The organism is Streptomyces sp. NBC_00691 (genome assembly GCF_036226665.1).
Classification (GTDB): Bacteria; Actinomycetota; Actinomycetes; order Streptomycetales; family Streptomycetaceae; genus Streptomyces.
Window position 1 is genome coordinate 4,465,756 of record NZ_CP109007.1, and the last position, 21,729, is coordinate 4,487,484.

The 21,729-nt window shown below is 72.0% G+C and carries 18 protein-coding genes and 1 riboswitch; of the genes, 10 read left to right on the top strand and 8 right to left on the bottom strand.

Annotated features, from left to right (window positions below):
• Positions 1-16: 16 nt before the first annotated feature.
• The 3 genes from OG392_RS20250 to OG392_RS20260 form a co-directional block, all read right to left on the bottom strand.
• A complete protein-coding gene (locus OG392_RS20250) occupies positions 17-943 on the bottom strand; it encodes a 1-phosphofructokinase family hexose kinase (protein WP_329281378.1) in 927 nt (308 codons plus the stop codon).
• A gap of 136 nt (positions 944-1,079) precedes the next feature.
• Positions 1,080-2,222, bottom strand: coding sequence for an N-acetylglucosamine-6-phosphate deacetylase (nagA, locus tag OG392_RS20255; protein WP_329281380.1), 1,143 nt, complete (start codon positions 2,220-2,222; stop codon positions 1,080-1,082).
• A complete protein-coding gene (locus OG392_RS20260) occupies positions 2,222-3,181 on the bottom strand; it encodes an ROK family protein (RefSeq protein ID WP_329281382.1) in 960 nt (319 codons plus the stop codon). The genes nagA and OG392_RS20260 overlap by 1 nt, the downstream gene beginning before the upstream one ends.
• Positions 3,182-3,400: 219 nt before the next feature.
• Between OG392_RS20260 and OG392_RS20265 the strand changes: the two genes are divergently transcribed.
• The 3 genes from OG392_RS20265 to otsB all read left to right on the top strand — a co-directional run bounded on the left by OG392_RS20265 (position 3,401) and on the right by otsB (position 5,933).
• Entirely contained in the window at positions 3,401-4,684 is a 1,284-nt protein-coding gene (locus OG392_RS20265; RefSeq protein ID WP_443054823.1) for an ABC transporter substrate-binding protein, read from the top strand.
• Between the two features lie 59 nt (positions 4,685-4,743).
• Entirely contained in the window at positions 4,744-5,007 is a 264-nt protein-coding gene (locus tag OG392_RS20270; protein WP_329281387.1) for a DUF3263 domain-containing protein, read from the top strand.
• A gap of 86 nt (positions 5,008-5,093) precedes the next feature.
• Positions 5,094-5,933: a trehalose-phosphatase gene (gene otsB, locus OG392_RS20275; protein WP_329281389.1), complete on the top strand. Its 840-nt coding sequence runs from the start codon at positions 5,094-5,096 to the stop codon at positions 5,931-5,933.
• Between the two features lie 57 nt (positions 5,934-5,990).
• On the opposite strand, the gene OG392_RS20280 is transcribed toward otsB, so the two are convergent.
• Complete coding sequence (locus OG392_RS20280; protein WP_329281391.1) at positions 5,991-6,881, bottom strand: NAD(P)-dependent oxidoreductase; 891 nt, start codon at positions 6,879-6,881, stop codon at positions 5,991-5,993.
• A gap of 96 nt (positions 6,882-6,977) precedes the next feature.
• Between OG392_RS20280 and OG392_RS20285 the strand changes: the two genes are divergently transcribed.
• Complete coding sequence (locus tag OG392_RS20285; protein WP_329281393.1) at positions 6,978-7,316, top strand: winged helix-turn-helix transcriptional regulator; 339 nt, start codon at positions 6,978-6,980, stop codon at positions 7,314-7,316.
• Here OG392_RS20285 and OG392_RS20290 read toward each other — a convergent pair.
• From OG392_RS20290 to OG392_RS20300, 3 genes are all read right to left on the bottom strand, one after another.
• Positions 7,313-8,761 carry an alpha,alpha-trehalose-phosphate synthase (UDP-forming) gene (locus OG392_RS20290; protein ID WP_329281395.1) on the bottom strand — a complete coding sequence of 483 codons (1,449 nt, stop codon included), beginning with the start codon at positions 8,759-8,761 and terminating at the stop codon, positions 7,313-7,315. The two genes, OG392_RS20285 and OG392_RS20290, sit on opposite strands and share 4 nt — an antisense overlap.
• Positions 8,762-8,855: 94 nt before the next feature.
• Complete coding sequence (locus tag OG392_RS20295) at positions 8,856-10,673, bottom strand: DUF7927 domain-containing protein (RefSeq protein WP_329281397.1); 1,818 nt, start codon at positions 10,671-10,673, stop codon at positions 8,856-8,858.
• Positions 10,674-10,710: 37 nt separating this feature from the next.
• Positions 10,711-11,679, bottom strand: coding sequence for a glucosyl-3-phosphoglycerate synthase (locus OG392_RS20300; RefSeq protein ID WP_329281399.1), 969 nt, complete (start codon positions 11,677-11,679; stop codon positions 10,711-10,713).
• 149 nt (positions 11,680-11,828) lie between these two features.
• Positions 11,829-11,973, top strand: a riboswitch (SAM riboswitch).
• On the opposite strand from OG392_RS20300, the gene thrC reads away from it, so the two are divergent.
• From thrC to OG392_RS20325, 5 genes are all read left to right on the top strand, one after another.
• Complete coding sequence (gene thrC / locus OG392_RS20305; RefSeq protein ID WP_329287372.1) at positions 11,967-13,277, top strand: threonine synthase; 1,311 nt, start codon at positions 11,967-11,969, stop codon at positions 13,275-13,277. It overlaps the preceding riboswitch by 7 nt.
• 14 nt (positions 13,278-13,291) lie before the next feature.
• A complete protein-coding gene (locus OG392_RS20310; RefSeq protein ID WP_055598878.1) occupies positions 13,292-13,570 on the top strand; it encodes a MoaD/ThiS family protein in 279 nt (92 codons plus the stop codon).
• Between the two features lie 407 nt (positions 13,571-13,977).
• Entirely contained in the window at positions 13,978-14,181 is a 204-nt protein-coding gene (locus tag OG392_RS20315) for a cold-shock protein (protein WP_015035246.1), read from the top strand.
• A gap of 409 nt (positions 14,182-14,590) precedes the next feature.
• Positions 14,591-16,219: a chaperonin GroEL gene (groL, locus tag OG392_RS20320; protein WP_189836124.1), complete on the top strand. Its 1,629-nt coding sequence runs from the start codon at positions 14,591-14,593 to the stop codon at positions 16,217-16,219.
• Between the two features lie 203 nt (positions 16,220-16,422).
• Positions 16,423-16,893: an SRPBCC domain-containing protein gene (locus OG392_RS20325; RefSeq protein WP_329281405.1), complete on the top strand. Its 471-nt coding sequence runs from the start codon at positions 16,423-16,425 to the stop codon at positions 16,891-16,893.
• 72 nt (positions 16,894-16,965) lie between these two features.
• Here OG392_RS20325 and OG392_RS20330 read toward each other — a convergent pair whose 3' ends face one another.
• Positions 16,966-17,751 carry a class I SAM-dependent methyltransferase gene (locus tag OG392_RS20330; protein WP_329281407.1) on the bottom strand — a complete coding sequence of 262 codons (786 nt, stop codon included), beginning with the start codon at positions 17,749-17,751 and terminating at the stop codon, positions 16,966-16,968.
• A gap of 380 nt (positions 17,752-18,131) precedes the next feature.
• On the opposite strand from OG392_RS20330, the gene OG392_RS20335 reads away from it, so the two are divergent.
• Entirely contained in the window at positions 18,132-21,329 is a 3,198-nt protein-coding gene (locus OG392_RS20335; protein ID WP_329281409.1) for an FG-GAP-like repeat-containing protein, read from the top strand.
• Positions 21,330-21,729: the final 400 nt, after the last annotated feature.

Sequence of the window (21,729 nt, forward strand, 5' to 3'; positions counted from 1 at the left end):
CTCGGCCGGCCGTGTGTCACGGCCGGTCGGGTTCCTCGGTGACCTTCACGCGGGCCAGCAGTTCCTCATAGGCCGTCGCGTCGAACTCGCCGGCCACCGGGGACAGCACCGTCGCCGCCGAGAGGGCGACCGCGCGGGACAGGCGGTCGGGCCAGGGGGCGTTCTCGACCAGGCCCGACAGCAGGCCCGCGACGGCCGAGTCGCCCGCGCCCGTCGGGTTGCCCTTCACGGCCGCCGGCGGGGCCGCGCGCCACAGGCCCTCCGGGGTCGCGGCGAGGAGCCCGTCGGGCCCGAGCGAGGAGACGACCGTACGGGCGCCCCGGCCCCGTGCCTCGCGGGTCGCGCGCAGCGGGTCGCGGGTGCCGGTGAGCTGGGCGAGTTCGTCCGCGTTGGGCTTGACGAGGTCCGGGCGGGCGGCGATGCCGCGCCGGAGGGGTTCGCCGCTGGTGTCGAGGAGGACGGGGACTCCTGCGGTACGGGCGAGGCGGACGAGCTCCGCGTACGCCCCCACATGGATGCCCGGCGGGAGACTGCCACAGAGGGCGACCCCTTCGGCGCCGTCGAGGAGTGCGGTGAAGCGGGTGCGGAAGACGGCCCACTCGGCCGCGGTGACGGTGGGGCCCGGTTCGTTGAGCTGGGTGGTGTCGCCGGTCGCGGTGTCGACGATCGCGACGGTGCGGCGGGTGGGGCCCGCGGTCTCGACCAGCTCGTCGCGGACCGGGGTCGCGGCCAGTTGCTCGCGGAGCACGGCACCCGTGGCGCCGCCCGCGAAGCCGGTGGCGACGGTCTCGTGGCCGAGCGCGGCGAGCACCCGGGCGACGTTGAGGCCCTTGCCGCCGGGGCGCTCGATGACCTGGGTGACCCGGTGGGAGGCGTGCGGGGTGAGGGCGGGGACCCGGTAGGTCAGGTCCACCGCCGTGTTGAGGGTGACCGTGAGAATCATCTGACCAACCCCCGTACTCCGTGTGAAGTCCTGCGGAACGCACGCTCCGACGGGCACTGATCATGCCAAACGAAAGGCGGTTGGCCCAGCCCCCGGGCCCACCGCCGTTCCGTGTGACTCCTGATCAGGAGCGTGCTCAGACCTTCGGGTCGACGATCCACTCGCCCTTGCGCATGACGCCCTTGAGGTTGAACTCGGCGTCCAGGACCACGATGTCGGCGTCCTTGCCGGGTTCGAGGGAGCCGACGCGGTCGTACACGCCGAGCAGCCGGGCCGGGTTGGCGGAGATCGCCTGGACGACCGACTCGACGGGGAGGCCGTCGATGGTGGCGGCGCGCTTGAAGGCGCGGTCCAGGGTCAGTGTGGAGCCGGCGATGGAGCCGCCCTCGACGAGGCGGGCGACGCTGTCCTTCACCTCGACCTCCAGGGGGCCGAGCATGTAGCGGCCGTCGCCGAAGCCGGCGGCGTCCATGGCGTCGGTGATGAGGGCGACGCGCTCGGGGCCCGCGTGGTGGAAGGCGAGCTCCAGGGCGGCGGGGTGGAGGTGGGTGCCGTCGTTGATGAGCTCGACGGTGATCCGCTCGTCCTCCAGGAGGGCGGCGATGGGGCCGGGTGCGCGGTGGCCGAGTGCGGGCATCGCGTTGTAGAGGTGGGTGGCGACGGTGGCACCGGCGTCGATGGCCTCGACGGTCTGCTCGTAGCTGGCGTCGGTGTGGCCGATGGCGGCGATCACGCCGTGTTCGGCGAGCAGGCGGACGGAGTCGATGCCGCCGGGCAGTTCGGTGGCGAGGGTGACCATCTTGGCCTGGCCGCGGGCGGCGTCGATCAGCTTGCGGACATCGGCCGGGTCGGGGTCGCGGAGCAGCGTCTCGTCGTGGGCGCCCTTGCGGCAGGGGGAGATGAACGGGCCCTCGAAGTGGAGGCCGGCGATCTCGCCCTGCTCGGCGAGCTCGGAGAGCAGCCCGGCCCGCTGGGTGAGGAAGTCCATCTCGCCGGTGACGAAGGAGGCGACGACGGTGGTCGTGCCGTGCAGCCGGTGGGTGTGGACGCCCTTGAGGACCTCGTCGACGGTGCCGGAGGTGAAGGAGGCGCCGCCGCCGCCGTGGTTGTGCATGTCGACGAAGCCGGGGACGAGCCAGTGCCCGGTCAGGTCGAGGGTCTCGGCGCCTTCCGGGATGCTCCCGGCGATGCGCTCGCCGTCGACGATCACACGTCCGTTCTCGACGATTCCGGTGGGCAGCACGACGTGTGCGCCGGCGAGAACCTTGTGATCGGCCATCAGGCGGAAACCTCCGAGTCGGTGGGGCGCTGGGGGCTCTGGTCGGCGAGCAGGTCCCAGGCGAGGAGGCCCGCGCCCAGGCATCCGGCGGTGTCCCCGAGGGCCGCCGGGACGATGGCGGGCAGCTTCTGGAACGTGACTCGCTCCTCCACCGCGGCCCGAAGTGGTGTGAACAAGGTTTCCCCGGCCTCGGCGAGTCCGCCACCGATGATGAGCGTGCGGGGGTCCAGCAGGGTGAGGGCCGTGACCAGGCCGTCGGCGAGGGCGTCGACGGCGTCCTGCCAGATCCTGAGGGCGGCGGCGTCGCCGGACTCGACGGCCTTGGCGCAGTCGGCGGCGTCGGCCTTCGGGTCGCCGCTCGCCTCTGCCCAGGCCTGGGAGACGGCGGAGGCGGAGGCGTACCGCTCCAGGCAGCCGCGCTGGCCGCAGCCGCAGACGGTGCCGCCGGGGCGGACGACGATGTGGCCGATCTCGCCGGCGTAGCCGTGGGCGCCGGCCTCGATGCGGTCGCCGATGCCGATGGCGCCGGCGATGCCGGTGCCGAGGGGCACGAAGAGGAAGCGGTCGGCGCCGTTGCCCGCGCCGATGCGGCCTTCGGCGAGGCCGCCGGTGCGGACGTCGTGGCCGAGGGCGACGGGGATGCCGTCGAGTCTGCCGCTGAGGAGTTCGCGCATGGGAACGTCGTGCCAGCCGAGGTTGGCGGCGTAGACGGCGATGCCGTTCTCCGCGTCGACGATGCCGGGGACGGCGACTCCCGCGGCCGCCGCGGGCTCGCCGTACCGCTCCTGGCCGAGGGCGCGGAGCTCGGCGGCGAAGCCGAGGATCGTCTCCACGACGGCCTCGGGACCGCGGTCGCGTCCGGTGGCTCGGCGGGCCTCGTGGAGCAGGGTGCCGTCCGCCCCGACGAGGGCGGCCTTCATGCCTGTGCCGCCCACATCCAGGGCGATGACGTGTCTCACGGGTGACAGTTTGGCCCTCGGGGACCCAAAAGGTCTAGTCCACTGCCGAGGATTGTTGCGTACGGATACAAATTCGGGTCCCGTCATGGGCCCATCGTCCCGTCGACGTTGCGGAAGTGATACCCGAGTGGTGTAGACCTCATACCCGCGCACGCGAGAGACTTACGGCCCTGCGCAGAGCAAACGTGCGGCTCGATGCAGCTCAACGACGAGCAAAAGGTGGATGAAGCCGTGGAGCGGCGACGATTTCTTGGATGGACCGCGGCCGTCGCCGTACTCGGAATGACCGCCACGGTCTCCGGCTGCGGATCCCTCGGAGGCGACTCCGGCGATGTGACCCTGAGACTGGTCGCGGCCGACTACGACCTCACCGGCGGCGACACCACCAAGAAGTACTGGGCCGACCTCGTCACCGCCTTCGAGGCCGGACACCCCGGAGTCAAGGTCGAGGTGCAGGTCGAGTCCTGGGACGACGTCGACCGCAAGGTCGCCGAGATGGTCAAGGCCGACAAGGCCCCCGACATCGCGCAGATCGGCGCCTACGCCGACTACGCGGCCGCCGACCAGCTCTACGCCGCCGACGAGCTCCTCTCCATACCCGTCCAGTCCAACTTCCTCGCGCCGCTCGTCGAGGCCGGGGAGCACAAGCGGACCCAGTACGGGATGCCGTTCGTCGCCTCCACCCGGCCGCTGTTCTACAACAAGGCCCTCTTCGCCGAGGCCGGCGCCAAGCCCCCCACCACCTGGGCCGAGCTGGCCGAGGCCGCCGACAAGCTGAAGGACGACGGTGTCCGCACCCCCTTCGCGCTGCCGCTCGGCCCCGAGGAGGCCCAGGCCGAGGCCCTGATGTGGATGCTCAGCGGCGGCGGCGGCTGGACCGACGGCACCGACCACTACGCGGTCGACTCCGACGCCAACATCAAGACCTTCGACTGGCTCAAGAACAACCTGGTCGCCAAGGGCCTCACCGGCCCCGTCGCCCCCGGCAAGCTCAACCGCAAGGCCGCGTTCGCCGCCTTTGCGAACGGCGAGGTCGGCATGCTCAACGGCCACCCCTCGCTCCTCAAGGAAGCCGCCAAGAAGGGCGTCCAGGTCGGCCAGGTCCCGCTCCCCGGCGTCGACGGCCAGGCCGAGGCCGCCATGGGCGTGGCCGACTGGATCATGGGCTTCAAGCAGAACGGTCACCGCAAGGAGATCGGCGACTTCCTCAACTTCGTCTTCAGCGACGAGAACGTCCTGAAGTTCGCCGGTGACAACGACCTCCTGCCGGTCACCGTGACCGCCTCCACGCGCATGGAGACCGAGCCCGAGCACGCCAACCTGCGCGTCTTCCTCAAGACCCTCCCGGAGAGCCAGCTCCCGCCGGTCGGTAAGACGTCCTGGGCCGAGGTCAGCGAGAACGTCAAGCAGAACATCGGCAAGGCCGTCACCCCGGCCGGAGTCCCCTCCCAGGTCCTCGGGGCGATCGGACGCGCGGCGACGGCGGCGGAGAGCGCCGAGTAGCGGGCCCGCGCGACCGGGCGGCCGGGGCGTCGACGGGCGCCGGGTAATAAGTTGTTCGTATGACCGAGGAGCGGGAGACGGCGGACAGCGGCGACGAGGGCGGGCTCGGTGAGCGTGAGCAGGCTCTCCTCGCCGTCGAGCGCCGCTCCTGGCCCGGCCCCGGCGCCAAGGAGCGCGCGGTCCGCGAGAGCCTGGGGCTCTCCCCGACCCGCTACTACCAGCTGCTCAGCGCCCTCCTGGACGATCCCCGGGCCCTCGTCCACGATCCGGTGACGGTGAACCGGCTGCGGCGGGTGCGGGAGGAGAAGCGGCGGAGACGGTGAGCGAGGGCATCTTTCGGTGCGGCCGCCCGGCGCCGTCTCGTTCGTGCCCCTGACGCGAGGCGGCGCGCGTCGGTAGGGTCGGGAGCATGGTCAGCCTCCCGCACCCGACCACATCCGCCGGCCGTGACGGTCTGGCCGCGCTTCTCGCGCGGCCCGCGAAGGCCGTCGTCGCCCTCGACTTCGACGGCACGCTCGCCGAGATCGTCCCCGACCCCGAACAGGCACGCGCCCACCCCGGCGCCGTCGAGGCGCTCGCCGCCCTCGCCCCCGAGGTCGCCTCCGTCGCCGTCGTGACCGGCCGCCCCGCCGGGGTCGCCGTCCGCTACGGCGGCTTCGCCGGTGTCCCCGGCCTGGAGCACCTCGTCGTCCTCGGCCACTACGGCGCCGAACGCTGGGACGCCCTCACCGGTACGGTCCGGGCAGCCGCCCCGCACCCGGGCGTCGCCTCCGTCCGCGCCGAGCTCCCCGGCTTCCTCGACCGGGCCGGCGCCTGGCCGGGCGTCTGGATCGAGGAGAAGGGCCGCGCGGTCGCCGTCCACACCCGCCGCGCCCTTGACCCGGAGGGCGCCTTCGAGGCACTCAAGGGCCCGCTGGGCGACCTCGCCACCCACCACGGCCTCGTCCTGGAGCCCGGCCGCATGGTCCTGGAGCTGCGGCCCCCGGGCATGGACAAGGGCGTCGCGCTCGAGGAGTACGTACGAGAGGTGGGCGCCGGGTCCGTGCTCTACGCGGGTGACGACCTGGGCGATCTGCCCGCCTTCGCCGCCGTCGAGAAGCTGCGCTCCGACGGCACCCCGGGCCTGCTGGTCCGCAGCGGTTCCACGGAGGTCCCGGAACTCACCGACCGCGCGGACCTCGCGGTCGCGGGCCCGTCGGGGGTGGTGGACTTCCTGGCCGCCCTCGCCGCGGCCGTACGGGAGGGCTGAGGCCCGTCGGACCCGGAGGCGACGGATCCCGGCGACGGGCTGGGGCGACGGACCCGGTCAGCCCTCGTGGACCAGCAGGTCCACGAGGCCCGTCAGGTCCTCCTCGCCGCTGCCGACGTCGAGCCGACGGCGCATCAGCGCGAAGTAGGGGGCGAGGAGTTCGGGGCTGACACCCTGCCCCGCGGCCGTGTCCATGAAGGTGGGTGTGCCGGCCACCTGCATCGCCAGGTTCGACACCACACCGGTGGTGTAGTCGCCGGACCTCAGCTGCCGGGCGGTCTGCCCGACCGACGCGCCGGCCATCGCCCCGATCCAGTCGCCGAGCAGCGGCGCGAACGCGACCGGGTCGATGTCCTCCCGCCGGATCAGGGCGAAGGCGTGCGCGACCCCGGCGAACATCCCGTACATCGCGCTGAGCAGGGCCACGTCGTGGAGGGCCGCGAAGCCCGCGTCCTCCCCGACGTACCTGGTCCCCGCCGGGACGGCCAGGGTCGCCTCGTGCTCCTCGAACAGCTCCCGCGAGCCGCTGTAGAAGACGTAGCCGCCGGCCTCCGGGACGCCGATCATCGGAGGGACGGCCATGATGCCGCCGTCCAGGTGGCGGGCGCCCCGCTCCTCGGCCCACGCGGCCCGGTCGCGGGCCTCGGCGGGCGTGCCGGTGACCAGGTCGACCACGTCCTTGCCGGTCAGGTCGGTGCCCGCGAGGGTCTCCTCGACGGAGGCGTCGTCGAGGAGGCAGACGACGATCAGGCTGCTCGCCGCGACCGCCTCGGCGGCGGTGCCGGCGACCTTCGCGCCCTCGGCGGCGAGCGGCTCGGCGCGGGCCGGGGTGCGGTTCCAGACGGTGAGCGGATGCCCGGCGGCGAGCCAGGCGCGGGCGAGGGCGGTTCCCATGGCGCCGAGGCCGAGCAGGGTGACGGGGGTCTTCTCCCCGGGGGTCGTTGTCATGCCCTTAGGCTGGTTCCGGGCCCGGGGATGCTCAAGTACCCACTTCGGAGTGGGTGGTTACCCCGGGGGAAGCGAGCAGGTCGGAAGGGTGCGGACATGACGACGCTGAACCGGCCCGGCGCACCGGACGGGCACGTCTGCGGGATCGACACCGCGATGGAGATCATCGGCGGCAAGTGGAAGGTGCTCATCCTCTGGGCGCTGCACCAGCGGCCGTACCGCCGTTTCGGGGAGCTGCGGAGGCTGGTCCCGGGCATCACGGAGAAGGTCCTCGCCTCGCACCTGCGGGAGCTGGAGGCGGACGGCGTCGTCGACCGCACGTCGTACGACGAGGTGCCGCCGCGCGTCGAGTACTCCCTGACCGAGGCCGGCACCCGGCTCAACGCGGCCCTCGAACCCCTGGCCGCGTGGGGGCGGGAGCGGGCCGTCGGCTAGGGCGTCTCCTCCCGCAGGGCGTCCAGCTGGTTCAGGAACCAGCGCTGCGGGGGCAGGGCCGTCGCCGTCGCCGCGAGGCGCTTCGTGCGGTCGGCTCGTTCCGGCAGGGGCATCGCGAGGGCGGTGTGGAGGGCCTCGGCGGTCTCCGAGACGTCGAAGGGGTTCACCGGGAGGGCGTCCTCCCGCAGCTCCTGGTACGCGCCCGCGCCGGTCGACAGCACCAGAGCGCAGCCCGCGTCCGAGACCACCGGTATCTCCTTGGCGACCAGGTTCATGCCGTCGCGCACCGGGTTGACCAGGGCCACGTCCGCCAGGCGGTACGCGGCGAGGGAGCGGGTGAAGTCGTCCTCCACGGAGACGATCACCGGCTGCCAGCCGGCCGTGCCGAACTCCGCGTTGATCTCGGCGGCCAGCCCGGCCACCGAGGCCGTGTACGCGCGGTAGGACTCCAGGTCCTGCCGGGAGGGGTACGCCGAGGCCAGATGGACCACCCGCTCGCGCCACTCGGGGTGGACGGTGAGCAGCTCCCGGTAGGCGAGGAGGCCGCGCAGGATGTTCTTCGACAGCTCGGTGCGGTCGACGCGGACGATGGTCCTGCGCTCGCCCACCTCGGCACGGAGCCGGGCGAGGGCCTCGTCCACCTCGGGGCGGTGGGCCAGGGCCCGCAGCTCGTCGCCGTCGACGCCCAGGGGGTACGCCCGGACCCGGGTGCGGCCCTTCCCGGCGCCGTGGCGGCGCCACTCCACGCCGTGCCAGGGGTCGCCGCTCGGCCGGACGCCCTGGGCCGTGCCCGTGGAGTCCTCGCGTCCGGAGCAGCAGCGGATGAACGCCGACGCCCATCCCCAGGTGTGGAAGCCCAGCTCGTCGGCGCCGAGCATGCCCCACAGGAGTTCCTCGACGATGTCGTCCGGCACCATGCGCAGGTACTCGGAGGACACCCACGGCGTGTGGGTGAAGTGGCTGATCCGCAGGTCGGGGCGGAGTTCCCGCAGCATCCCGGGGACGAGTGCCAGGTGGTAGTCCTGCACCAGGACCGCCGCGCCTTCGTCGGCCTCGGCGGCCAGGGCCTCGGCGAAGGCGCGGTTGTAGGCGCGGTACGACGCCCAGCGGCGCCGGAACTCCGCGTCGAAGACGGGCTCGCGCGGGGTCTCGTACAGGTGGTGGTGGAGGAACCAGAGCACCGAGTTCGCGATGCCGTTGTACGCGTCGGCGTACACGTCCGGGTCGATGTCCAGCATGCGGACGCCCGGTTCGCCGATGCCGCGCCGGACGGCCTCCCGGTCTCCCTCGCCGAGCGCCGCGCACACCCACAGGCTGCCCTGCGAGGAGACGGCGCTCAGCCCGGAGACCAGGCCGCCGCCGCCCCTGCGGGTGTCGAGCTCGCCGTCCTCGCCGCGCACGTACGAGACGGGTCCCCGGTTGGATGCCACGAGCACAGATGCCATGGGGCGAACCTAGCCCGTCCCGTAAACGCTCAAACGTACGTATACGAGACGGGTGGATCCGGCCACGGAGGGTGGCCGGGCCTCCGGCGGGCCGTCAGCCCTCGCGCCGGCCGCGCATCGCCGCCTTCGCGACCAGGCCGGTCGCCGCGAGGGCGAGGCCCAGGGCGCCCAGCAGCCACAGCCGCTCGCCGTTGCCGCCGGTCTCGGCCATCGAGCCGCCGGCGGCGTTCCCGTGGGGCCCGGGGGCCGGGGGCGCGGGGGCGGCCCCGGCGGGGGCCGCGGCGGGCGTGGGCCCGACCCGGGCCGGTTCCGGGTCCGCGGGCGTGGGCGTGGGGTCCACCGGCGTAGGGGTCGGATCCACCGGGCTCGGTGTCGGGGTCGGTCTGGGCGCCGTCTTCGGCCTGTCGAGCTTCGGTGCCGCCCCGCAGGCCGGGTCCTCGCTGCCGGCTCCGCAGTTGGAGCGGGGTGTCCCGGCCACCACGCGGGTGCGGAGGAGGCCGTCCCCGGCCACCGGGTCCTTGATCTTCACCGAGTAGGTGACGGTCGCGGTCTTCCCGGCCGGGACGGTTCCCACGTACCCGATTCCCGGCGCCGTGTACGTCGCCGTGCCCAGGTCCGTCCTTACGTCGCCCCGGTAGTCGGCGTCGTCGAGGATCCCGGTCAGGTCGTCGCCGAACGTGGCGTTCGGGTAGTCGAGCGTGCCGGTGTTCCTCGCCGTGATCGTGTACGTGACGGTGTCGCCCGGCTTCACGGCGCGCGGGCTCGCCGTCTTGGTGATCTCCAGGTCGGGGACGGGCACCGAGAAGGCCAGCGCGGAGGGCACGTAGGCGTCTCCGCGCGTCGAGAAGGTCAGGTCGGCCGAGGTGGCGCCCTGGGGGACGGCACCGTCGGGGAGGTCGAAGGACTTCGCGTCGATGCTCAGGTTGTCGACCGGCCCGGGGGCGACGGCACCGTCGGCCCCGCCGATGAAGAAGTTGTCGGTGTTGCCCGAGCGGGGCTCGGTGACGTTCTTGCCGTCGACGAGGAAGGCGTCACCAGGGGTGTTCCGGTCGCCCTCGTACGCGGTGACGCCGGCCCGCGCCCTGCCCCCGATCCGGTGGAAGCCGTCCACGGTGACCGTGGTCGCCGGGGACGTCGAGCGCTGGAGGACGTGCCCGCCGTACACGTGCACCTGGCGCCGCTCGGGCGCGCGGACCGGGTCCGGCCCGGGGAACCTGTGCACGACGGTCAGCGACCAGCCCGCGACGCAGCCCTTGCCGTCGGACGCCCAGATGTTGCCGACGGCCACCTGCGCGTCCGTCCCCGACGTGCCCGCGAACGCGGCCGTCACGTCCGACTCGCCCGTGTACCAGTGCGGGCCCTCGGCGTCGGCCGGGTCGGCGACCATGCTGTCGATCGAGACCGGGGTCACGGGACCCGCGCCGACCTTGATCACCGGGGTGGTCGTCGTGGGATCGCCGGGCGAGCGCGGGCCATCGGTGCCGGAGATGTCGCAGCGCTTCAGCGGCGCCCCGCCCGGCCCCTTGTACGTGCCGTCGTTGCCGCCCCAGAAGAGCCGGGCGTACGCCACCTCCGCGCCCGCCGGGATCCGCACCCGGCCGGTGCTGGAGCCGTAGTCGCTCCCCAGGGCGCCGGCGTCGATCCGCCGCATCACGAAGGTGTTGTCGCTGTCCGGGCCCTGGCCGCTCGCCGCCGTCGCGCAGCGGGCGGCCGGGTCGGCGGGGGCCGCCGGGCAGCCCATGACCGTGTTGCCGATCATCGTGAAGTCGCCGTACAACGACGCGTCGTACCGCTTGCCGAAGGGCTCGACCACGTCCGCCGCGGCCGGCCCCGCCGCCGTGAACGCGAGCGAGCCCGCGAGGAGGCCGATGACCGTCGCCACCCTGCCCAGGTGAGGTTGTCTGAAGCGCATAAAAGGCAAAATAGGCAAAACGGATCATCATTCGGCGTTACGCCACGCGGCGGCGGGCGTACTCCACGATCTCCGCCATCGGCGGCCGCTCCTCCGTGTCCACCGCGTACGTCCGCGGCTCGAAGCCCTTCTCACCCCGCTCGAACTGCGTCAGCCGCGGCCGCACCAGATGCCCCCGCGACAGCCGCAGCTGCGCCGTCCGGTAGATCGCCGCCGCCATCCTGCCCAGCGCGAGACCGTCCTGGTGCCGGTGCTTGCGCACCCCCACGTCCACCTGCGCGAGCGCGTCCAGACCCACCGTGTGCAGCGCGTCCACGAGCAGACCGAGCTCCACCCCGTACCCGACCGGGAAGGGCAGCCGTTCGAGCAGGGACCGGCGCGCCGCGTACTCGCCGCCCAGCGGCTGGACGAAGCCGGCCAGCCGCGGCCAGTGCAGATTGAGGAGCGGGCGGGCCACCAGCTCCGTCACCCGACCCCCTTGGCCGGAAGCCCTGCCGGCGGCGACCCCGTCGAACTCGGCGCCGAACGGGCGGTCGTACATCGCCTTCACGAAGTCCACGTCCGGGTCCGTCAGCAGCGGGCCCACGATCCCCGACACGAAGTCCGCCGAGAAGTCCCGCAGGTCCGCGTCGATGAAGCACACGACGTCCCCGGTCGTCACCATCAGCGACCGCCACAGGACCTCGCCCTTGCCCGGCACGGCCGGTATCCGGGGGAGTATCGCGTCCCGCGCGACCACCCGCGCCCCGGCCGCGGCCGCCACCTCCGCCGTACGGTCCGTGGAGCCCGAGTCGATCACCACCAGCTCGTCGACGAGCGGCACCGCCTCCGACATCAGCTCGCGCCGGATCACGGCGACGATGTCACCCACCGTCGCCTCCTCGTTCAGCGCCGGCAGGACGACGCTGACCTTCGTGTTCCGCTTCGCGGCGAGGATCCGCTCCAGCGGCCGGTCCGCCACGGACCAGGACCGCCGGTCCAGCCAGCGCTCCACCTCTTCCAGCACGTGATCTCCATCTCGCGGTTCGGACGGCCGGTCCAAGCGTCCGGGCCTTCGGTTACAGTCTTGAACAACGCGGATGCCCGATGCACGTCGGGGTGCCGCCCGCGCCGGAGCGCAGGAACGAAAGTTCACCGCGCTTCACAATCGAATACCGCTCATCCAGAGGGGCAGAGGGAAACGGCCCGTTGAAGCCCCGGCAACCCTCCAGTCGGTTACTCGTCCTCCAGCGAGGCTCCCGGCTAGGGAAGGTGCCAAATCCGTCTCATGGCGAAAAATTCGTCATGGGAAAGATGAGGAGAAAGGGCCTCGCCTCCATGGCTGTACAGACTGTTACCCCCGCCACTTCGGTCGACCTCGGTCCCGCGTCCGGGCTTTCCTGTCGCGAGTGCGGTGAAATCTTCCCGCTCGGCCCGATCTTCGCCTGCGAGCTGTGTTTCGGACCGCTCGAAGTCGCGTACGACCTCCCCACCGGCGACCCCGAGGCGCTGCGCAAGCAGATCGAGGCCGGCCCCGCCAACATCTGGCGCTACGCCCCGCTGCTGCCCGTCCCCGCCGACGTCGCCGACAAGCCCAACCTGAACCCGGGCTGGACCAAGCTCGTCCAGGCCGACAACCTCGCCCGCGAGATCGGCGTCGCCCCCGGCAAGCTGTTCGTCAAGGACGACTCCGGCAACCCGACCCACTCCTTCAAGGACCGGGTCGTCGCCCAGGCCATCGAGGCCGCCCGCGCCTTCGGCTTCACCACCCTCTCCTGCTCCTCCACCGGCAACCTGGCCGGGGCCGTCGGCGCCGCGGCCGCCCGCGCCGGCTTCCGCTCCTGCGTCTTCATCCCGCACGACCTGGAGCAGGGCAAGGTCGTCATGGCCGGTGTCTACGGCGGCGACCTCGTTGCCATCGAGGGCAACTACGACGACGTCAACCGCTTCTGCTCCGAACTCATCGGCGACCCGCTGGGCGAGGGCTGGGGCTTCGTCAACGTCAACCTCCGCCCGTACTACGGCGAGGGCTCCAAGACGCTGGCGTACGAGATCTGCGAGCAGCTCGGCTGGGTCATCCCCGACCAGCTCGTCATCCCGATCGCCTCCGGCTCCCAGCTCACGAAGATCGACAAGGGGCTCCAGGAGCTCATCAAGCTGGGCCTCGTCGAGGACAAGCCGTACAAGATCTTCGGTGCCCAGGCCGAGGGCTGCTCCCCGGTGTCGGTGGCCTTCAAGGCCGGCCACGACGTCGTACGGCCCCAGAAGCCGAACACGATCGCCAAGTCGCTCGCGATCGGCAACCCGGCCGACGGCCCGTACGTCCTCGACATCGCCCGCCGCACCGGCGGCGCCGTGGAGGACGTGAACGACGAGCAGGTCGTGGACGCGATCAAGCTCCTCGCGCAGACCGAGGGCATCTTCGCCGAGACCGCGGGCGGCGTGACCGTCGGCGTCGCGAGGAAGCTCGTCGAGAACGGGCTGATCGACCCGAACCTCACCACCGTCGTCCTCAACACCGGCGACGGACTCAAGACCCTGGACGCGGTGGCCGACACCTCTCAGGCGACCGTCACCATCCGCCCGAGCCTGGACGCGTTCCGCGACGCCGGCCTGGCCCTCTGAAAGGTTCCGAAGACATGGCCGTGAACGTCCGCATCCCCACCATCCTCCGCACCTACACGGGCGGGCAGTCCGAGGTCCAGGCCGAGGGCACGACCCTCGCCGAGGTCATCGCGGACCTGGAGAAGAACCACACCGGCATCGCCGCCCGCGTCCTGGACGACCAGGGCAAGCTGCGCCGCTTCGTCAACGTCTACGTGAACGACGACGACGTGCGCTTCGAGCAGGGCCTGGAGACGGCCACCCCGGCCGGCGCCGGCGTCTCGATCATCCCGGCCGTCGCCGGAGGCTGCTGAGCCCGCGCCGGGCCGCCGGTTGTCCCGTCTTTCTTGAATTGCCCCTTCCGCGTCATAAAGCGGAAGGGGCAATTCTGCATGGTTGAGCGCGGTAGAGTTGGGGAAGTCCCCTCCGCTGCTCATGCCAGGCGCATATGAGAATGCGTCCCCGCGCGACAAGAAGCAGCCAAAGTGTGTGTGCGATGTGTACCCTCTGCACGCTTTGCCGGGCCCGACTTGCCCCGTGATTCAAGGGATTCTCCCCAATTCGCCTTTCCTCGGCGCCCAGAATTCTCGCTCGATTGACCTGTTGCAGAGGGCAGTTGGGCAGATACATTCAGCGGCGGTCGACGCGTTCCGGCGCAGGGTCTGACCCGGGTCCGCGAAGTGCGGGTCCCGCGCAAGGGCCAGTAATAGGGGAGTTAGGCATGGCTCAGGGCACCGTCAAGTGGTTCAACGCGGAGAAGGGCTACGGCTTCATCGCGGTCGACGGTGGTGCGGATGTTTTCGTCCACTACAGCGCGATCCAGATGGATGGCTACCGCAGCCTCGAAGAGGGACAGCGAGTCGAGTTCGAGATCTCGCAGGGCCAGAAGGGTCCGCAGGCGGACATGGTCAAGCTCGCCGTCTGAGCGCGGCGCGATCGGCCACCGACGCAACGCCGTCGAGGGGTCCGTATCCCTGAGGGGATACGGACCCCTCGCGCGTTCTCCGGCCCCGTCGACGCAGGTCCCGCGCGCCTTCCGTGCCACTCTCCTCCTCGTTCCGCAGGCCTCCCGAGGCCGTTCCGCGCCCCTCTCGCGCCCCTCCCGTCACCCCTCGCCCCGTGTCCCGATCATCGAGAGTCGCTTGCACTCTCATAGGGCGAGTGCTAATCATTGGCGTTAGCACTCGGAAGGTGAGAGTGCTACGAGGATCGGGCAGACGAGGCCGCCGGCCGGGTGGGGCAAGGAACCACGCGGAGCTGCGGAGGCCGTCCGTCGCGGGCGTCGGCGCGGTCCTGGAGCGTTATCCACCCCATGTCCGGGAGGACCACTTCACATGGCCAAGATCATCGCGTTCGACGAGGAGGCCCGGCGCGGTCTCGAGCGCGGCATGAACCAGCTCGCTGACGCCGTCAAGGTCACCCTCGGCCCCAAGGGTCGCAACGTCGTCCTCGAGAAGAAGTGGGGCGCCCCCACGATCACCAACGATGGTGTTTCCATCGCCAAGGAGATCGAGCTCGAGGACCCGTACGAGAAGATCGGCGCCGAGCTGGTCAAGGAAGTCGCCAAGAAGACGGACGACGTCGCCGGCGACGGTACGACCACCGCCACCGTTCTCGCCCAGGCGCTCGTCCGCGAGGGCCTGCGCAACGTGGCCGCCGGTGCCAACCCGATGGCCCTCAAGCGCGGTATCGAGAAGGCCGTCGAGGCCGTCTCGGGCGCCCTGCTCGAGCAGGCGAAGGATGTCGAGACCAAGGAGCAGATCGCTTCCACGGCCTCCATCTCCGCCGCCGACACCCAGATCGGCGAGCTCATCGCCGAGGCGATGGACAAGGTCGGCAAGGAAGGCGTCATCACCGTCGAGGAGTCCCAGACCTTCGGTCTGGAGCTGGAGCTCACCGAGGGCATGCGCTTCGACAAGGGCTACATCTCGGCGTACTTCGCCACCGACATGGAGCGCATGGAGTCGTCGCTCGACGACCCGTACCTCCTGATCGTCAACTCCAAGATCTCTTCGGTGAAGGACCTGCTCCCGCTCCTGGAGAAGGTCATGCAGTCGGGCAAGCCGCTGCTGATCATCGCCGAGGACGTCGAGGGCGAGGCCCTGTCGACCCTGGTCGTCAACAAGATCCGCGGCACCTTCAAGTCCGTCGCGGTCAAGGCCCCGGGCTTCGGTGACCGTCGCAAGGCCATGCTGAACGACATCGCCATCCTCACGGGCGGCACGGTCATCTCCGAGGAGGTCGGCCTCAAGCTCGAGAACGCGGGCCTCGACCTGCTGGGCCGCGCCCGCAAGGTCGTCATCACCAAGGACGAGACCACCATCGTCGACGGTGCCGGTGACAGCGAGCAGGTCGCCGGTCGCGTGAACCAGATCCGCGCCGAGATCGAGAACAGCGACTCGGACTACGACCGCGAGAAGCTCCAGGAGCGCCTGGCGAAGCTCGCCGGCGGTGTCGCGGTCATCAAGGCCGGTGCCGCGACCGAGGTCGAGCTCAAGGAGCGCAAGCACCGCATCGAGGACGCCGTTCGCAACGCGAAGGCGGCCGTCGAGGAGGGCATCGTCGCCGGCGGCGGCGTGGCCCTGCTCCAGGCTTCCTCGGTCTTCGAGAAGCTCGAGGCCGACCTCGCGGGTGACGAGGCCACGGGCGCGAACATCGTGAAGCTGGCCCTTGAGGCCCCGCTGAAGCAGATCGCGGTCAACGCCGGCCTCGAGGGCGGCGTCGTGGCGGAGAAGGTCCGCAACCTGCCCGTCGGCCACGGCCTGAACGCCGCGACCAACGAGTACGTCGACCTCATCGCCGAGGGCATCATCGACCCGGCGAAGGTCACGCGCTCCGCGCTGCAGAACGCCGCGTCGATCGCCGCGCTGTTCCTCACCACCGAGGCCGTCATCGCCGACAAGCCGGAGAAGGCGTCCGCGCCGGCCGGCGGCGGCATGCCGGGCGGTGACATGGACTTCTGATCCTCCGGGATCGGTGGTTCATCGCGGAACGCGCAGGCGGGACGCACGAACGGACCGAGGGCGGCACTCCCAGCCGGGAGTGCCGCCCTCGGGCGTTCTCACCGGCCGCCCACCCGGTGCACGGAGGTGCCGCAGGTGCCGGACGTGCTGGGCGGGAGCGGCGGGGCGATCCTGGAAGTGCCCCTTCGTGAAGGGAACGGACCATGGTCACCCTCCTGACGACCCCGGCCGACCGCGAGCTGGTCATCACCCGCACCTTCGACGCCCCGCCGGCCCGGGTCTGGGAGGCATGGACGGTCCCCGAGCACGTACGGCAGTGGTACGGGGTGTCCGGGCTGACCACGACGGTCGTCGACATCGATCTGCGCGTGGGCGGTTCGTGGCGCTGGGGCCAGACCGCCCCGGAGGGCCAGCAGATCGTCTTCTCGGGCAGGTACGAGGACGTCGTCCCGGTCGAGCGGATCGACTACACGGAGGTCTTCGAGCAGATGCCGGACGGGGAACCGGTCCGGGTCACGCTCACCTTCGACGCGACTCCGGACGGCGGTACGGCCCTGACCAGCACGTCCTTCTGGCCGTCGAACGAGATCAGGGACCAGTCGCTGGCGGCGGGCATGGAGGCGGGGGTGCGGGAGCAGTACGACCGGCTCGCGGAGCACCTGAGGGCGATGTGACGGCGGCGGCCCCGCGGGCGGGGGCGCGAGCCCCGTCCCGGTGGGCCGCGGCCGCGGCCCCCGCCCGTCGGTTCAGGGGCGCCGGAAGAGCGCCGTCCAGAGGAAGGCTTCGCCGAAGGCGGGGGAGTCGGCGCTCTCGTCGCGCATACGGCGGACCTCGACGTCGGTCAGGTCGGCGAAGACGGCGCGCAACGAGTCGTCCGTATAGGCGAGTCCGCCGTCCAGCGCGCCCTTCCGGTAGAAGTCGGCGTCGGGCAGTTCGGAGCCCATTCCGCCCTCTCCGGCGGCGAACGTGGTGAGCGCGAAGTGCCCGCCGGGCGCGAGGACGCGGTCCAGGAGCGCGAGGTAGCCGATGCGGCGGTGCGGCGGCAGGTGGTGGAAGCAGCCGGAGTCGTAGACGAGGTCGTACGGCCCGTCGAGGGCGGTGCCGGGCGCGAAGGCGTCGCCGCACACGAACCGGATCCCGGTGGCCCCGGCCTCCCGGGCGCGCTCCTCCGCCCAGCGGACGGCGGTGGGGGAGAGGTCGACGGCGTCCACCTCGTACCCGAGCGACGCGAGGTGGAGGCTGTTGCGCCCGGGTCCGCAGCCGAGGTCGAGGGCGCGCCCGCCACCGGCCGGGAGCAGTCCCCGCTCGACGTACGAGACGAGGTTCTCGTCGGGCTTGGCGACGAAGAAGGGCACGGGCTTGTCCCGGTCGGCGTAGAACCGGTCCCACCAGTCGGCCCCGCCACCGGACCACCGGTCGGCATCGGGCGCGAAGAGCCCGTCGAGCAGGCCGAGGACGTCGTCGACGGTGCGGATGTGGCGGGCGGCGCGGACAGTGCCGCCGGCGCCGTCGTGGCGGTCGTTCGGACTCATGTGGATCTCCCCTCCGAGTCCCCCAAGAATAACGGGAGTTGAGGTAAAAGCCCAGGTCAGTGGTGGTGTGCGGAGGGGCTGGAGGGCTGCAGAGGGGTGCCGGGGGCGTGTCGCGGCCCCGTGGGGGCGGGTCCTCCCGCGCGGGGCCCCTCGGGCCCCCACAGTCCCGGGAAGGGGCCTTCCGGGGCGTCGCGGGGGCCGGTTTCCGTGGAGGTTCGGGCCCGGTGCGGCGGGCGGGGGCCGGGGCGGATTGAACGGGTTCGAAAATCAGGTTCCGTCGTCACCGGCCTCTGCTACTGTCGGCCTGCTTGCGCGGGGGACGAGCGGCGAGACCATGAGACCCCTTCCCCGCGCCGAATGCCCTGGGGAGGGACTTCTACGTGATCAGACCGCTGGACCGACGGCCGCGCCGTCGTGCGCTCGGCCGCATCGCACTCACCGTCAGCCTCGCGGTGACGGCCGGCGTCGGCACCACCGTGGGGGCGGTGGCCGACACGCCCGGCGCGACCGGCGACGCGGTCGTCGTCGGCCCGGGCGCCCGCTTCGTGCCCCGCGCCACCCTCGTCCTGAACGCGGGGGAGACCGGCTTCCTCACCGCGCAGGAGGGCGACGACCGGCTGCGCTGGATCGACTACGCGACCGGCGGGACCACCGTCCTCGACCACCGCCTGCCGAAGCCGCTCTCGTACGACGTCGACGAATTCCGCTTCGCCGAGTACCCGGCGGACTTCGGGCACGGCTCCGACACCGTCGCCGTCCACTCGGAGAGCCCCACCCCGCACGTGACGCTCCAGCAGCGGGCCGGCGGCGGCCCGACGACCACCGTCGCGATCCCGGAGGGACAGACCTACGTCGGCACGTACGGCGACACGGTCATCACCCGGACCGGCACCGAGCGCGACGTCACGAGCCTGCACCTCCTCCACCCGGAGGCCGGCGGGGTCAGGGAGCAGAAGCTGGAGGGACTGCCCGAGGGCTGGAACCTCTCCGTCAACGAGGGCGACGCCCGGTCGATCGCCGTTCGCGGCATCAAGTGGGTGGACTCCACGATGAGCCAGGGGTGGTGGGTCGTCGACCTGGCGAGCGGGAAGCTCACGGCGCTCTCCACCCAGGGCGAGAGCGTCTCCTTCGACAACGACACGGTCCTCCACGTCGGCGCCCCGTCCACCTACGAGGCGCAGGTGTACCGCCGGGACGACCTGGGCGCCGCCCCGACCACCCTCGACCTGCGGGACGTCGCCTCGTACGACGACGTCGTCCGCCGGCTCGGCGACGACCTGGTCACCGTGAGCCCGCCCAACCCGGGCAACAACGAGTACCGGGGGAACCGCCTCGTGCGGCAGGCCCCGGACAACAACGACACCCCCCTGCTGGAGGTCGCCTCCACCGCCCTCAGCCGGCTGCCCGACGGCTCGCTCCTCGTGGCCGGTGCGGAGCAGCGCACCGACTACGGCGCCCTCGACTGGGGGTACTACCGCTTCACCGCGGCCGCCGACGGCACCGTCACGCGCAAGCGGCTCGCGGACATCGAGGACATGGAGGCCAGGCCCGCGGGCATCTCCCTCGGCAGCGGCATCCTGACCACGGCCGACGACTCGAAGCTGTACCAGCCGGGCGGCATCCTCGGCGGATACCGCAGCACCTGGCTCAAGACCTCGGGGCGCCCCGAGGAACTGCGCACGACCACCGACGGCTTCGTCGCGGGCCGGGACGACGACTGCAGCACCACGTGGCGCGTCTACTGCGTCTCCATGTTCGCCAGCGGCGACGGCCACCACGGGCGCAAGGCGGGCACCGAGCAGGACCTGACCATGCTCTACCGGAACGGCTCCAGCAGCTGGGGCCCGAGGCTGACGACGGGGCTCAGCAGCCCGCGGCTCATCGACCTGTCCGGCCGGTACGGCGTCGCGAACCAGGCCTCGGGCGGATCCCAGGCGGTCATCGAGTTCCGCGGCACCGACTCCGGGGCCGTACTCCAGAAGCGCGAGCCGGTCGCGTCGGCCCTCTGGGGCAACACGCTCTGGAGCGCCACGGACAACGCGAACACCGTCACCTCCAAGACCCTTCCGGCGGGCACCGCGGGCGAGTCGTTCACGACGGTCAACCGCTGCGAGCCGACCGAGCTCCAGGCCGTGGGCCGCTGGGTGTACTGGAAGTGTCGGGACGACTCGTGGGACGTCCGCGGTGGCGGCCTCTACGACCGGTCCACCAAGCGCTTCCTGAGCCTCGGCTCGGACGAGACGCTCCTCGGCGACGACTACCTCGTCTCCCGCTCGGACAGTACGGGCCTCACCCTGGTCGACCTGCACAACGGGATCCCAGCCAGCGGCAAGGTCGCCGACCTGCCGCAGCGCGTGGTGGCGACCCCGGCGCAGCTCGGCGCGAACACCACCCGCCGCGCGGGCTGGACCGTCGACCGCTTCGGCGGACACGTCGCCTACACCGGTGACGACCGCCGGGTGCGGATCGTCCCGTCCGGAGTCCCGGCCCCCCGGATCGCGGTCATCGACCGGGACACGGCCGCGTCCGCCGACGTCAAGTCCGCCGGCTGGCGGCCCCGTTGGTGGCTGTCCAAGCCCGCCGCCTCCTGGTCGCTGGCGCTCAGGGACAAGGCGACCGGCACGGTCGTCCGTACCCTGACGGGCGGCGAGGCCCGCGGTGTGGTCGCTCCCGCGTGGGACGGAAAGAACACGGCGGGCCGGACCGTCGCGAGCGGGTCGTACACCTGGACCCTGACGGCCAGGGCCGCAGACGGCCAGGGCGCCGACCTGTCGGCCTCCGGGGCGCTGTCGGTGACCGGCGGTGCCGCGGTGTGGCGGGACATGGGCGCCGACGGCGTCGGCGACCTGCTGGCGATGGACGCGGCCGGTGCGATGTCGATGTACCGGGGCACGGGCACGGGCGCGCTCTCGGCGCGGATCGCCGGCACGGGCACGAAGTTCGCCGCGTCGTCGGTGTTCGTGCCCTTCGGCGACGTGAACGCCGACGGCTGCGCGGACGTCCTCGCCCGGGTGGGCGACGAGCTGCGCGCCTACCGCCCCGGGTGCGGGACGGTCGTCTCCGCCTCGTCGCCGTACACCTCGATCGGCTCGGGCTGGGGCCAGTACGACGTGCTGACGTCCCCCGGCGACGCGAACGGCGACGGCTACAGCGACCTGGTGGTGCGCCAGGCGTCCACCGGTGACCTGTACTTCTACGCCGGTACGGCCGATCACCGGCTGAAGCCGCGTGTGAAGATCGGCGCCGACTGGAGGCTGTACAAGAAGATCGCCGGCGCCGGTGACCTGAACGGCGACGGCCGCGGCGACCTGCTGGGCGTGGACGCGGCGGGCGTGCTCTGGCGGTACTACGGCACCGCGACCGGCGGCGTCACCGCGCGGGTGAAGGTCGGCGGCGGCTGGGGCGGCTACTCGTCCCTGGTCGGTGTCGGCGACCTCTCCGGCGACGGCCGGGCGGACCTTCTCGCCCGTGACACCGCCGGCAGGCTGTGGCGGTACAGCGGGACCGGGACCGGCCCGTACGGTGCCCGGGTGCTGGTCGGTGCGGGCGGCTGGAACGTCTTCAAGGGTCTGTACTGACCCTCGCCCCCACCCCACCTCTCCGAACCCACCGCGATCCCGCCCGGATCGCACCCCGAGGGCCCGGCCGCGAGGCCGGGCCCTCGGGCGTTCGCGCGGCCGCCGGGGAGTGCGGAGGAATGGCGCCAATCTGGCAGATGCCCCGGGCTTACGCCAGGCCGAAAGCCCACTGGTGCGAATCATGGTGTTTCGGTGCGAATAGGATGTTCGCGTCACATGGTGCTGTCCGGTACCTGACGCGCACGATTGGCCGGACTCCTCCGTTGCCCCCGAACCGGGCCACCGGTAGGCCCATTGGCGGCCCGGGCATCGACTCCTCATCATCGTCCCGGGTGCGCCGCACCAGCCATCGGTGAGGCCTTCGAGGAGGCAACGACCGTGCAGACCGCCGACGTCCCGG